Genomic DNA, 13,778 nt, shown 5'->3' on the forward strand with positions numbered 1-13,778 from the left:
AAAACGCAAAAAGCGCGCCCAAGTGGCGCGCTTTTGCCTCTCCAGCGGTCGCTTAGCCTAGCCGCATTTACTGTGCCCGCAGGCGCGGCAGGTCATGCAGCCTTCGATCATCACCATCTCGAACGCACCGCAAGACGGACAGGCGGCGGGCGTGCCCCCGACAGCCATTTTCAGCGCCTGCGGGTCGGTTTTCAGGCCCAGCCCGGCCCCACCGATAAACCCGATTCGCACAAGGTGCTGTTCGATCACCCCGCCGATCGCGGCCAGAATAGAGGGGATGTATTGCCCCTGCACCCAAGCCCCGCCGCGCGGGTCGAACACCGCTTTCAGCTCTTCCACCACGAAGGACACATCGCCCCCGCGCCGGAACACGGCCGAGATCATGCGCGTCAGCGCGACCGTCCACGCATAATGTTCCATGTTCTTGGAGTTGATGAAAATCTCGAACGGGCGGCGGTGCCCCGCGATCACCGTGTCGTTGATGGTGACATAGATCGCATGTTCGGAGCCGGGCCATTTCAGCTTGTAGGTCTGGCCGTCCAAGGTCTCTGGCCGGTCAAAGGGTTCGGCCAGATAGACCACATCGCCCGCAGCCGGTGCCTTGGGCGCGCTGTCGCTTTCAGACACCGACAGGACCGACCCGGTCACATCATTCGGACGGTAGGTGGTGCAGCCTTTGCAGCCCATGTCCCAAGCGGCCAGATACACGTCCTTGAACGCGTCGAAGGAAATATCCTCGGGGCAGTTGATGGTTTTCGAGATGCTGCTATCGACCCATTTCTGCGCCGCAGCCTGCATCTTCACATGGTCGATGGGCGCAAGGTTCTGCGCCGTGACCACATGCTCGGGCAGGGGTGTGTCGCCATGCAGCTTCCGCCACAGAGAGACGGCATAATCCTCGACCACTTCCTCGGTGCGCGAGCCGTCCTTTTGTAGCACCTTGCGGGTGTAACTGGTGGCGAAAATGGGTTCGATCCCGGAGCTGACATTGCCTGCATAGAGGCTGATCGTCCCGGTCGGCGCGATAGAGGTCAGAAGCGCGTTGCGGATGCCATGCTTGCCAACGGCGTCGCGCACATCGGCATCCATGGCCTGCATCGTGCCAGAGGCGAGGTAGGCGTCGCGGTCGAACAGCGGGAACGCGCCCTTTTCGCGCGCAAGGTCGACGCTCGCCAGATAGGCGGCGCGGGCGACTGCGCGCATCCACGCATCGGTTTGCGCCACGGCCTCGTCAGAGCCGTAGCGCTGCCCCGTCAGCACCAGCGCATCCGCCAGCCCCGTCACGCCCAGCCCGATGCGGCGTTTCGCCTGCGCCTCTTGCGCCTGCGCGTCCAGCGGGAAGCGGCTGGCGTCCACGACATTATCCATCATCCGCACCGCCACGCGCACCAGGTCGTCCAGCGCGGCCATGTCCAGGCTGGCCTTTGCGGTGAACGGGTCACGCACCAGCCGGGCAAGGTTGATCGACCCCAGCAGACACGCACCATAGGGCGGCAAAGGCTGCTCGCCGCAAGGGTTGGTGGCGGCAATCGTCTCGCAATAGGCAAGGTTGTTGGCCTTGTTGATCCGGTCGATGAAGATCACGCCCGGTTCGGCGTAATCATAGGTCGCGCGCATGATGCGGTTCCACAGATCGCGCGCCTGCACGGTGCGGTAAACCCGCCCGCCAAAGACCAGATCCCAAGAGGCATCGGCCTTGACCGCATCCATGAACGGGTCTGTCACCAGCACCGACAGGTTGAACATGCGCAGGCGGGCCGCGTCTTGTTTGGCGGTGATGAAATCCTCGATGTCGGGATGGTCGCAGCGCATGGTGGCCATCATCGCGCCGCGGCGGCTGCCTGCCGACATGATGGTGCGGCACATCGCATCCCATACATCCATGAACGAGAGCGGCCCCGACGCATCTGCGGCGACCCCATGCACCGCCGCGCCCTTGGGGCGGATGGTGCTGAAATCGTAACCTATGCCGCCACCTTGCTGCATGGTCAGCGCGGCCTCTTTCAGCATGTCGAAAATGCCGCCCATGCTGTCGGGGATCGTGCCCATGACAAAACAGTTGAACAGCGTCACGCTGCGCCCGGTGCCGGCGCCTGCCGTAATACGGCCTGCGGGCAGGAATTTGAAATCCTCCAGCGCTGTGTAGAACCGGTCTTCCCAAAGGACAGGATCTTTTTCCACCTGCGCCAGCGCGCGGGCGATCCGGCGCCATGTATCTTCCACCGTCTTGTCCTGAACCGTGCCATCCGCCGCTTTCAGGCGGTATTTCATGTCCCAGATCTGCTCTGCAATCGGGGCTTCGAAACGGCTCATGAGGGGCATCCTTTGGGGGTCGTGCGCGGGAAGGGACAAAATAGGCCGTGGCGCGGCAGCGGTCAACGCTTTGCCGCCGATGCTGGTGTTTAGGTGGCCTTGGGCCGGGATCGCATTTTGCAACAGGTTTCCCGACTTCTGTGATAGGCTGGCGACAGGCGCATAAAAACGAGGGGGCACAGGAATGCGGTTCTTTACTGTTTTCATGGCGGGATTGCTGGCCGCTGGGACGGCGGCGGCCGATAGTTGTTGGTGGCATAACGGCTCGCTCATGCGCTTGGCCGACCGCGGCAACCAGCGCGCCTTTTACTACGAAGAACCGCGCTCTGGCCTGCGCAGCGTTGGCGTGCGCCGGGGCACGTTGTTGTTCAACGGCACCAAGGACGGCAACTGGTATTCGGGCTGGGCCTCGGTCTTTTCGCCGGGCTGCGAGCCGTTGCAATACTGGGTCGAAGGTCCGGTTGCATCCAGCCAGCGCGAGGTCACGATGCGCGGCACCCGCGAGGTGCATCGCGACTGCCGCTGGACAGGCGATTACGCCACCGATGTGCTGGTCTTCACCTATTCGCATCAGTGCTAGGCGGTGCCAGCGCTGACAAGCGCCCTTTGAAAGCGATCTGAAGGAGGGTCATTTCACTCCGCCACGCTGTGTTGGCTGGTGCGCGCCGCGAAAATGCCTTTAGCTGCCCGGATCAGGGGCAAGATCCAAGCGAGAGCGGCCCTTGTTCGGAACCTGTTGCGGGGCGTGGCTGGGCATGGCCGAGTTGTCAAAAGGATGGGCGGGCGTCGTGGCCGCGTTGGGGGTGACGACCATCCTTGGCTATGGCGCGATTTTCTACGCGTTTCCCATCCTTGTGCCCCATGTCGCTGCCGAATTCGCCGTTGCACCGGCAACCTTGTTCGGGATGTTTTCCATCGGGTTGTTCCTTGGCGGACTTTTGTCCAGCCGGTTCGGTGGCTGGCTGGACCGCTTCGGCGCGCCGCGTGTGATGACCGTTTGCAGCGCCGCCGTGGCCGCCCTATTCGCGGCGATGTCCGTCGCGCCGAACCTTTGGGTCTATGGGGCGCTGGTCATTCCACTGGAAGCGATCAGCTTCATGGTGCTCTACGACGCGGCTTTCGCGGCGCTGGCGTTGCGGGTGCCCAAGGGCACACGGCAGGCAATCACCCGGCTGACATTGATCGGCGGCTTCGCCTCTACCCTGTTCTGGCCGCTGACCGGCTGGCTGGCAGAGGCGTTCGGCTGGCGGATGACCTACCTGGTTTTCGCCGGTCTTCACCTGCTGGTCGCGCTGCCGCTGCATGGCTGGATCGCGGCACTGGGGCGCAAGCCCGGTATCGCTGCGGAAGAAGCGCCACCCGCGCCAGACTGGCCCCCCGTGCCACCTGCCCAAACGCGGCGGGCATTCTGGCTGCTGGGTGCTAGCTTCGCGCTGACGGGCATCGTGATCGCGGCGCTGGGCGTGCATCTGGTGCCCGTGCTGCTGGAACGGGGCCTTGGCCAGACAGCCTACCTGATCGGCATGGCGATGGGGCCGACACAGGTTCTGGTGCGTATTGTCGATGCAACGCTCTGGCGCGGGCTCCACCCGCTGGGCGTGGCCATAATCTCTGGCAGCGCGGTGGTCTGCGCGGTTCTGGCGCTGCTCTTGCCCGGAAGCGTGGCGCTTGCCTTGGCCTTTGCGGTGCTGTTCGGCGCGGGGCAGGGCTTGGCCAGCATCGTGCGCGGTGCGGTGCCCCTCGCGCTGTTCGGAACGCCCGGCCTTGGGCGGCGCTTGGGGCAATTGGCGGGATTGCGCAATGTCAGCGCGGCTGCGGCGCCCGTTCTGTTCGCGGTGGCGCAGCAGGCGATCGGGCTGGCGGCAACGCTCTGGTTGTCCTTGGTCATAGCGCTTGCGGGGCTGGCCCTTCTCTGGCCCTTGCGCAAACTGGCCATGCCGCGTTGATCGCGCTTGAAGCCACGGTCGCAAAGGTTAATTTGGCCCGCATGGCGAAGCTGCATCTCATCAAACTCTGTGTCGGGGCCGAAACGGTCGAGGACTTGCTGGACTGGCAGCGCAACCCGCGCGCCAAGGGGCCGGACGGATTGCCGCGCCACATCACCCGCATGTGGCCGAAACGCGCCGAGGAATTGCTGGATGGCGGCTCGCTCTACTGGGTGTTCAAGGGCGCGATCCTCGCACGCCAGCGCATCTTGCGGCTGGACGAGGTGACAGGTGTCGACGGGATTGCCCGCTGCGCCATCGTTCTTGACCCGGAGGTGGTGCGCACAACCGCAGCGACACGCCGACCCTTTCAGGGCTGGCGCTATCTGAAAGCCGAAGATGCCCCGCGCGACCTGCCCAAGGCGCGCAAGGGCGATGACAGCCTGCCGCCGGAACTGGACGCAATGCTGGCCGAAATCGGCCTGCGCTAACCGATCTGCGACAGGGCCGGGAAGGTTTCCAGAAGCCACCAGCTGAACCGGGTAAACGCGCCCGTGACCATGGCGATGCCGACAAGCAGCAGCAGACCGCCCATCACTTTCTCGATCACGCTCATATGCCGCTTGATGCGGTTCATCACGGTGATCGAGCGTTGCACGAAAATCGCGGCCAACAGGAAAGGCAGCCCCAGCCCCAGCGCATAGACGCCCAGCATGACCGTGCCGCGCGTGGCGTCAGCTTCGGTTGCGGCCATGGACAGGATCGCGCCCAGAACCGGGCCGATGCAGGGCGTCCAGCCAAAGGCGAAGGCCAGCCCAAGGACATAGGCGCCAAAGGCTGACCCGCCTTGGTCGCCGGCATCTATCCGCGCCTCTCGCATCAGGAAGGGGATGCGGAACACGCCCAGAAAATGCAGGCCGAATATGATGACCACCGCGCCCGCGATCTGGCCGAACAATTCGGCATTGCGCAGGAACAGGTTGCCCATGGTGGACGCGGTGAAGCCCAGGATCAGGAACACCGTCGACAGGCCCATCACGAAGAACAACGCCGGCACGATGGTGCGGCGGCGCTGCGCACCCGATGTCATTTCCTGCATCGAGACGCCACCCATATAGGCCAAATAGGGCGGCACGATGGGCAAGACGCAAGGCGACAGGAACGACAAAAGGCCGCCTGCAAAGGCGATCAGCAAAGCGGGCAGCAGGGCTGCGTCGAACAGGTCTATCCCGAACATGGGTCGCTTTCACTCACGGACGTATGGCTTTGGCATAAAGCATCGCGTGCCCAAGATCACCAGCCTGCGCCCTCACATTCCCGTGGACCGGGGCGAGGGCGCAAGCCGGTCGCTGTCAGCGCGACCACCATCCCCGGCGGCGTGGCTTTTCTGCGACCACGTCAGCGCTCTCGCTGTCAGCGGTTTCCGCCGCCTGTGGCTCTGCGATGGGTGTTTCCACGATGGCCGCTTCGGGCACCGTGGTTTCCACGATCTCTGGCTGCGGGGCAGGCTCTGGCGCGTCCTGCGGCGCGGCCTCTGCCGCAACCTTGGTTACCGGTGCATCTGACGTCGCGTCTGGTGCAGGCGTGGGTTCTGCGTCCGGTGCAGCGGTTTCAGACACGGCTGCCTCGTTGGCCGCAGGCTTGCGACGGCTGCGGCTGCGCCGCGCCGGCTTCTTGGCGGGGGCGTCCTCGGTAGCTGCGGTGTCGGATGCTGCCGCATCTGTCGGCTCTGCTGGTGTCGCGTCCGCGTCGTCTGCCGGAGAGGCGGCTTTTTTCGATCGCGAAGCCCGCTTGCGCTTGGGTTTCTCGGCCGGTGTTGCCTCGGCATCAGGCACGTCGGACCCGTTCGCATCATCCTCGGATGTGGCTGCGGAATCCGCTTCGGATTCCGCACCGGATTCCGATTCGGAATCCGGGCCCGCGTCCTCTGACGTGGTCTCGCCATCCTTGCCGCCGCGCCGCCGCCGACGACGCCGGCGCTTCTTGCGCGGCTGCTCCTCGGTATCGGTGCCCGTCTCTTCGACAGGGGCGTCGGCTTCTTCCGGCTCTTCCTCCAGCTCGGGCATGAGCTTCGCGTCCATCGACACCACCGCCGCTTGCGGGGTGGGCACGCGCGTTGCCGTTTTAAACTTCTCGACCGTGAAATCGGGGCTGACGAGCGAAGGATCAGCTTCCAGACGCACCGCCATGTTGAAGCGCGCCTCGATCATCGCCAGATGTTCGCGCTTGTAGTTGAACAGGAAATTCACCACGGCGGCAGGGGCGCGCACCAGCACTTCGCGCGATTTCCCGCGTGTGCCCTCTTCCTCGATCTGGCGCAGCACCGTCAGCGCCATGCTGTCATCCGAGCGGATCAGACCCGTGCCATGGCAATGCGGGCAGGGCTGCGTGGTCGCTTCCAGCATCCCCGGACGCAGGCGCTGGCGGCTCATTTCCAGCAGACCAAAGCCCGAGATGCGGCCCACCTGAATGCGCGCGCGGTCGGATTTCAGCTTGTCTTTCAGCATCTTCTCGACAGCGGCGTTGTTCTTGCGCTCTTCCATGTCGATGAAGTCGATCACGATCAGCCCGGCCAGATCGCGCAGGCGCAACTGGCGGGCAATCTCTGCCGCGGCTTCAAGGTTGGTCTTGAGCGCGGTTTCCTCGATAGAGCCTTCGCGCGTGGCCCGGCCAGAGTTGATGTCGATGGCGACAAGCGCCTCGGTAATCCCGATCACGATATACCCGCCCGAGGGCAGTTGCACCGTGGGGTTGAACATCGCGGTCAGCGTGGTTTCAACTTGGTAGCGCGAGAAGAGCGGCAAGCCCTCGTCATAGAGCTTCACGTTCTTGGCGTGGGACGGCATGATCATCTTCATGAAGTCCTTGGCCACGCGATAGCCCGCCTCGCCCTCGACCAAGACCTCGTCGATGTCCTTGTTATACAGGTCGCGGATCGAGCGTTTGATGAGGTTGCCTTCCTCGTAGATCGGGGTCGGCGCGATGGATTTCAGCGTCAACTCGCGGATCTGCTCCCACAGCCGCAACAGGTATTCGTAATCGCGCTTGATCTCTGCCTTGGTGCGGTTCGCACCGGCGGTGCGAATAATCAGCCCCGCGCCTTCGGGCACGGTGATCTCGGACGCGATGGCCTTTAGTTTCTGGCGGTCGGTGGCGTTGGTGATCTTGCGGCTGATGCCACCGCCACGCGCGGTGTTCGGCATCAGCACGCAATAGCGACCCGCCAGCGACAGGTAGGTGGTCAGCGCGGCACCCTTGTTGCCGCGTTCTTCTTTCACCACCTGCACCAGCATGATCTGGCGCACCTTGATGACTTCCTGGATCTTGTAGCGGCGCATCCGCGGCTTCTGGCGCGGGCGCGCCTCTTCCATCGGGTCGCCTTCAGAGACGGCCTCGATACGGTCGTCGATCTCGGTCGCGTGTTCGGCGGCGACATAGGTTTCTTCTTCGCCGGATGCGTCGGTATCCTGCACGGCGGGCGTTGCGTCGTCGTTGGCATCGTCTAGCGAAGCTTTTTCCGCTGCGGCGTCATCAGCTGAGGAGGCCGTTTCGTCAGGTGCCTCGGCGGCATCGGTGTTGCCTTCGTCGGCACTGACCTGATCCGCGTCCGAAACTTGCTCAGACGTCGCACCCTCTGCGGGTTCCGACACCCGCTCGTCGCCGTCGCCCAACGGCTCGACAATGTCCATGCCGGACACGGATGCGGTCTGGACCTGGTCCTCGGCCTCTACGGTTTCGGCCTTGCTGGACGACCGGCGCCGATTGCTGGACCGGCGCGGCTTGCGCGCGGGTTTCTCGGCCTTGGGTGCGTCGTCCTCGTCACCGTCGCCGGCCAGCGCACGCTCTTCTTCCAGAAGCGCCGCGCGGTCTGCCGCCGGGATCTGGTAGTAATCCGGGTGGATTTCGTTGAAGGCAAGGAAACCGTGACGGTTGCCGCCATAATCGACGAAGGCCGCCTGAAGCGACGGTTCGACCCGTGTGACCTTTGCGAGGTAGATATTGCCGGCTAGCTGACGGCGGCTTGCAGTTTCAAAGTCGAATTCCTCGACCTTGTTTCCGTCCACCACCACGACGCGGGTTTCCTCCGCGTGGGTGGCATCGATGAGCATTTTCTGTGCCATGAAGTTCCGTTGCATCCGGGCCCATGCAAATCGGGCCGCGCGGGCCATTGGCCGGGCGGTGCGCTTGACAGGGGCGGATGGCTTGTCTGAGCGATGCACAGGGCCGGTGCGGCGCATTGGTCTATCAACAACGCGGCAGGTGCCCTGCTGCGGGATAGGTTCATGATGCGCCTCGGTCCGGTCATCGCGGTTCCAAAAATGCCACGCGAAGGTGGCTGTTCAGTTCAAGCCCGGCATTTGTGAAAATGACATGGGCTGTAAAAGCCTTGCGGCCTATCCATCTGCCAAGACGAGGCGGCGAAACTGCCGGTCCTTGCCGCCAAGGCAGCGAAATCTGTCGGGGTTTGCAGTCGATATGCAGACCGTAACCCCGTTAGCATATCTATGATCCACCGGAAAATACAATGCTTATTCCGTCCGGCGTGCGAATTGACGGCATTTCACACGTAATCAGAGCGCACCAGCCCGTATTTGGCCATCTTTTCGTTCAGTGTTCGGCGCGGCAGGCGCAATTCCTCCATCACCGCGGTGATAGAGCCCTTGTGCCGGCGCATGGTGTTGTCGATGAGGATGCGCTCGAACGCTTCGACATGTTCTTTCAGAGGCTTGCCCTCGGTCGTCATGGCCTCGCCCGAGGCCTCGTTATCGGCCATGATAAGCGACATGAGCGCCCCATCCTCGCGGCGGCTTTGCAAAACGCAGCGCTCTGCGATGGTGACAAGCTGGCGGACATTGCCGGGCCATGGCGCTTGCAGAAGCTGCGCGGCCTCTGGCATCGAGACCTCGGGCACGGCGCAGCCGTAATCCTCTGCGAACTGACCAAGGTATTCGTTGAAAAGCGCGAGAATGTCTTCCTCGCGGGCGCGCAGGGGCGGCAGCACGATCTGATGCGCGCCAAGGCGGAAGAACAGGTCCGGGCGCAGCGCGTCTTCCAGCGTCTGGTCCTGCTTATGCGCGTTACAAACCGCGATGATCCGGGTTTCGGGTGGCGTGCCTTGTGCGTTGATGAAGGCCAGAAGCCGGGCTTGCACGGCTTCGGACAGTGCCTCGACATCTTCCAGCACCAAGGTTCCGCCGCGTGCCTGATCGGTCAGCGGACGTTCGGCGCTGTCGGCGGGCGAGGGGCCGAAGAGGCGGGAAATCAGCTCTGCCTCGTCCAGCCCTGCGCAATTGACAGAGACCAGCTTGCGGCCCGCGCGGCTGCTGACCGCGTGCAGCGCATGGGCGACAAGGGTCTTGCCGGTGCCGGTTTCACCGTCGATCAGCACATGCCCGTCGGCTTGGCCAATATCCAGAATATCCTCGCGCAGGCGCTGCATCACGGCCGATTCGCCGATCAGGCGGCGCATCATTGTCGCGCCATCGGCCAGTTCGGTGCGCAGCGCGCGCGCTTCCATGGCCTGCGCGCGTGCCTTCGCGGCGCGTTCCGCCAGCGCCATCATCTTTTCGGGGTCGAAGGGCTTTTCCAGGAAGTCGAACGCGCCCAAGCGCATGGCTTCGACCGCCATGGGCACGTCGCCATGTCCGGTAATCAGGATCACCGGGATCGTGCTGTCCAGCGCATTCAGCCGTTTCAGCAAGCCCATTCCGTCCAGACCCGGCATCCGTATATCGGTGATGACCACGCCCGGAAAATCGCTGCCGATGGCGGCGATGGCGTCCATCCCGTCGCTGTAGGTTTCGGTCGTAAACCCCGACAGCGCCAGCCATTGGCTGATGGATTGGCGCATATCCTGTTCATCATCGACAATGGCGACATGCATGGCGCGGCTCATGGGCGGTGTCCTTCTGATAGCGGCGGCCAGATGGCCGGGAAGCCCGGCAAAGGGCAAATCACGTCAGACCACATTCGCGTGACGATCATGGCGTCTTGTCCTCGGGGGCGATGTAGCGGGGGAACTCGGCTTCGAACACCGCGCCACCGTCGCCGGGGTTCATGGCGGTCAGGCGCCCGCCGTGATCTTGCACAATGCCCGATGAAATGGCCAGCCCAAGCCCCACACCCTGCCCGGCGGGCTTGGTGGTGTAGAACGGTTCAAACAGGCTGTCGATGTCGGCAATCCCCGCACCATTGTCGCGGATGGTCAGCTTGGCGGTTTCGCCCTGGCTGAGGATGATGTCGATCTGCGGCGCATTGATGCCGCGCGTGGCATCGACCGCGTTGCGCACAAGGTTGACGATCACCTGCTCTACCCGAACGCTGTCGCCCATGATCATGACCGGATCGGGCGGCACGGTGCGCACCAACAGCACGCGGCTGTCGCGCAGCAGGGGTTCGGTCATGGTCAGCGCATCTGCCACGCAGGTGCGCAGGTCGATGGGGGCAAAGGCCTCTCCGCCCTTGCGGGCAAAGGATTTCAGCGTGCGCGCAATAGCCCCCATGCGGTCGATCAGGTCGTCGATGCGCTGGAAAGAGGCCAGCGCTTCCTCGGTGCGCTTGCGCTTCAGCAGCAGGCGGGCACCGGCCAGGTAGGTTTTCATCGCGGCAAGGGGCTGGTTCAGCTCATGGCTGACAGAGGCCGACATTTCGCCAAGGCTGGCCAGTTTCGACGATTGCGCAAGTGTCTGCTCGGCCACGGCCAGATCCTTTTGCATCCGCACCCGTGCCGCGATTTCGCGCTGCAAACGGGCATTGAGCGCGCGCAATTCTTCCGATTCGCGCAGGAACACGGCCGATTGCGTATAGGCGCGGCGGCTGAGGATATAGAAGGTCAGCGCCAATAGCAGCGCGAAGCCGGTCAGCACCAGCGCCAGCGCCGCGTTCACCTGCTCGCGCACCGAATCGTAGCGCGTGAAGCTGACGATGCGCCAGCCCCGGAACGGCACGCGCACTTCGGAGCGCAGCACCGCTTCGCCGCGCAGAAACGCGTCGGGGGCGGGTTGGGTCCAGTCTGTGGTTGCACGGAAGGCGCGGGCGATGGCCGACGGGGCGTCGCGGATGGCCAGCGCTTCCTCCAGGCTGCGCCCGCGCCAGCGCGGCTCTGTCGCCAGCACGATCCGGCCAGAGGATTCGACCAGCGCCACCGCATCGGCGAACCCGGCCCAGCTGCGTTCGAACTTGGACAGATCGGCCGAGACGACCACCACGCCCAGCACATCGCGCCCGTCGCGCACGGCCCGCGAGAAGGTGAAGCTGAAGGCACCGCTGTCCAGCTCTTGTGTCTGGAACACCGTGTCGGGCGTGCGCCGTGCATCGACAAAAGCCGCGTCATTGGCGCGCATCGTGCCCAAGATATTGCGATCCGTTGCGCCGACCGTGCGGCCGCTGGCATCCAGCAATTCGATGGAAGCCGCGCCTATTTCGTTTTGCAGGTCGATCAGGCGTTGCGAGATGGTGGCGAAATTCATGTCGCGCAGCGCCGTCGCGATCACCGGGTCGCGCGCCAGCAGCAGCGGCACGACAGAGTTGCGCTGCAATTCCGACTGGATATTCCCGGAATACAGCACCAGCCGCAATTCGGCGCGGTTGCGGGTGCTTTCGGTAAAGTTCTGCGACAGCCAGCCGTTCAGAAACCACGTGCTGACGGCTGTGATGACCAGCAACCCAAGCACCGCCGCCCGCCCCCAGAGCGGTATGCCAAGAATGCTGGTGCGGCGGTTGTCCAGATCGGGCGGGCTAATCATGGGCCCAACGATATGGCGATTGCGAAAAGCGCTCAAGCGAGGCGTTTTCAGCCGGGCACGAAAGCGCCGATCAGCCCGGCAAACAGCGCGCGACCATCGGCGCTGCCATGCGCCGCTTCCATCGCGCGTTCGGGGTGGGGCATCATGCCCAGAACACGGCGGTTTTCCGACAGGATCCCGGCGATGTCCCCGTCAGAGCCGTTGGGGTTCTCGGCATAGGTAAAGGCCACGCGCCCCTCGCCTTGCAGGCGGGCGACGGTTTCGGCATCGGCGGTGAAATTGCCGTCATGATGCGCAATCGGGATGCGGATTTGCGCGCCTTGCGCATAGCCAGAAGTAAAGGCGCTGTCGGTCGTGGCCACGTTCAGCGTGACCGGCTTGCACAGGAATTTCAGACCCGCATTGCGCAACAGCGCGCCCGGCAGAAGCCCCATTTCCAGCAGAACCTGGAACCCGTTGCAAATGCCCAGCACATAGCCGCCCGCCTTGGCATGGGCCGCGATCGCGGTGCCGATGGGCGAGCGTGCGGCGATTGCGCCGCAGCGCAGGTAGTCGCCATAGGAAAACCCGCCGGGCAGGCCCACGACATCGGTGCCCGCGGGCAAGACGGTGTCCTTGTGCCAGACGCGCACGACCTTTGCCCCGGCCTGTTCAAAGGCCACGGCCAGATCGCGGTCGCAATTCGACCCCGGAAAGGTGATGATGGCGGCTTTCATGGCTTACCCTTCCAGCGGTTCCAGCGCGTAGCTTTCGATGACGGTGTTCGCCAGCAGCTTTTCACACATGGCGCGGGCCTGCTCTTCGGCGCGGGCCGGGTCTGTTTCGGCCAAATCCAGCTCGATCAACTTGCCTTGGCGCACTTTGTTGACCCCTTCAAACCCGAGCGAGCCAAGCGCGTGGCGCACGGCCTCGCCCTGCGGGTCCAGAACACCGGGTTTCAGGGTGACGATGACACGCATTTTCATGGAACAAACTACCTTTTAATTCATCAACTTGGGTTTGGTGATTGGGGTCGCGTTGCGGGGCATGACGCCAAGGCGGCGCGCAACCTCGGAATACGCATCGGTCAGGCTGCCAAGGTCGCGGCGGAACACGTCCTTGTCCAGCTTCTGGCCGGTCTTGTTGTCCCACAGGCGGCACGAATCGGGGCTGATTTCATCGGCGATGACCAGGCGCTGCATGTCGCCTTCGAACTGGCGGCCGATCTCTATCTTGAAATCCACCAGCGTGATGCCGACGGCCAGCATGATGCCCGACAGGAAATCATTCACCCGCACGGCTAGCGCGACCATGTCGTCCAGGTCCTGATGGCTGGCCCAGTTGAATGCAAGGATCTGGTCTTCGCTGACCAGCGGATCGCCCAGCTTGTCGTCCTTGTAATAGAATTCGATGATCGGGCGGGGCAGGCGGGTGCCTTCCTCGATCCCCAAACGCTTCGACATGGACCCGGCAGCAATGTTGCGGATCACCACTTCCAGCGGGATGATTTCCACGGCGCGGATCAACTGCTCGCGCATGTTGATGCGCTTGATGAAATGCGTGGGCACACCGATCTGGTTCAGCCCGGTCATGAAGAACTCGGACAGCATGTTGTTCAGCACGCCCTTGCCCTCGATCACGTCGCGCTTTTCGGCGTTGAAGGCGGTGGCGTCGTCCTTGAAATACTGCACCAGCGTGCCCGGTTCCGGGCCTTCATAGAGAATCTTGGCTTTGCCTTCGTAGACCTTGTTGCGGCGTGCCATGGGCATTCTCCAAATACGGGCAGCACCGCGCGATGCGGTGTTTCTGGCGTGCC

At 63.6% G+C, this 13,778-nt stretch carries 11 protein-coding genes; 3 read left to right on the top strand and 8 right to left on the bottom strand.

Going from position 1 to position 13,778, the window contains the following annotated elements:
- Positions 1–57 precede the first annotated feature (57 nt).
- A complete protein-coding gene (locus J1C52_RS06270) occupies positions 58–2,313 on the bottom strand; it encodes an adenosylcobalamin-dependent ribonucleoside-diphosphate reductase (protein ID WP_227427076.1) in 2,256 nt (751 codons plus the stop codon).
- A 184-nt stretch (positions 2,314–2,497) separates the two neighbouring features.
- Between J1C52_RS06270 and J1C52_RS06275 the strand changes: the two genes are divergently transcribed.
- The 3 genes from J1C52_RS06275 (at position 2,498) to J1C52_RS06285 (ending at position 4,729) form a co-directional block, all read left to right on the top strand.
- Complete coding sequence (locus J1C52_RS06275) at positions 2,498–2,893, top strand: hypothetical protein (protein WP_227427077.1); 396 nt, start codon at positions 2,498–2,500, stop codon at positions 2,891–2,893.
- A gap of 142 nt (positions 2,894–3,035) precedes the next feature.
- A complete protein-coding gene (locus tag J1C52_RS06280) occupies positions 3,036–4,259 on the top strand; it encodes an MFS transporter (protein WP_227427078.1) in 1,224 nt (407 codons plus the stop codon).
- Between the two features lie 41 nt (positions 4,260–4,300).
- The gene (locus J1C52_RS06285; protein ID WP_227427079.1) at positions 4,301–4,729 is read left to right on the top strand and encodes a DUF1489 family protein; all 429 of its coding nucleotides are present in this window, start codon (positions 4,301–4,303) and stop codon (positions 4,727–4,729) included.
- Here the strand turns inward: J1C52_RS06285 and J1C52_RS06290 are convergent.
- The 7 genes from J1C52_RS06290 to purC all read right to left on the bottom strand — a co-directional run bounded on the left by J1C52_RS06290 (position 4,726) and on the right by purC (position 13,725).
- On the bottom strand, positions 4,726–5,475 hold the full coding sequence (locus J1C52_RS06290) for a cytochrome c biogenesis CcdA family protein (RefSeq protein WP_227427080.1): 750 nt from the start codon (positions 5,473–5,475) through the stop codon (positions 4,726–4,728). The genes J1C52_RS06285 and J1C52_RS06290 overlap by 4 nt on opposite strands.
- 115 nt (positions 5,476–5,590) lie before the next feature.
- Positions 5,591–8,359, bottom strand: coding sequence for an Rne/Rng family ribonuclease (locus J1C52_RS06295; RefSeq protein WP_227427081.1), 2,769 nt, complete (start codon positions 8,357–8,359; stop codon positions 5,591–5,593).
- Between the two features lie 440 nt (positions 8,360–8,799).
- Positions 8,800–10,134: a sigma-54-dependent transcriptional regulator gene (locus tag J1C52_RS06300; RefSeq protein WP_227427082.1), complete on the bottom strand. Its 1,335-nt coding sequence runs from the start codon at positions 10,132–10,134 to the stop codon at positions 8,800–8,802.
- An 85-nt stretch (positions 10,135–10,219) separates the two neighbouring features.
- Positions 10,220–11,983 carry a sensor histidine kinase gene (locus J1C52_RS06305; protein WP_227427083.1) on the bottom strand — a complete coding sequence of 588 codons (1,764 nt, stop codon included), beginning with the start codon at positions 11,981–11,983 and terminating at the stop codon, positions 10,220–10,222.
- A 47-nt stretch (positions 11,984–12,030) separates the two neighbouring features.
- Positions 12,031–12,699: a phosphoribosylformylglycinamidine synthase subunit PurQ gene (purQ, locus tag J1C52_RS06310; protein ID WP_227427084.1), complete on the bottom strand. Its 669-nt coding sequence runs from the start codon at positions 12,697–12,699 to the stop codon at positions 12,031–12,033.
- Between the two features lie 3 nt (positions 12,700–12,702).
- A complete protein-coding gene (gene purS / locus J1C52_RS06315; protein ID WP_227427085.1) occupies positions 12,703–12,948 on the bottom strand; it encodes a phosphoribosylformylglycinamidine synthase subunit PurS in 246 nt (81 codons plus the stop codon).
- Between the two features lie 15 nt (positions 12,949–12,963).
- Entirely contained in the window at positions 12,964–13,725 is a 762-nt protein-coding gene (gene purC, locus J1C52_RS06320) for a phosphoribosylaminoimidazolesuccinocarboxamide synthase (RefSeq protein WP_227427086.1), read from the bottom strand.
- Between the last annotated feature and the right edge of the window lie 53 nt (positions 13,726–13,778).

It is taken from the genome of Roseibaca sp. Y0-43, assembly GCF_020667835.1.
Taxonomy (GTDB): domain Bacteria; phylum Pseudomonadota; class Alphaproteobacteria; order Rhodobacterales; family Rhodobacteraceae; genus Roseinatronobacter.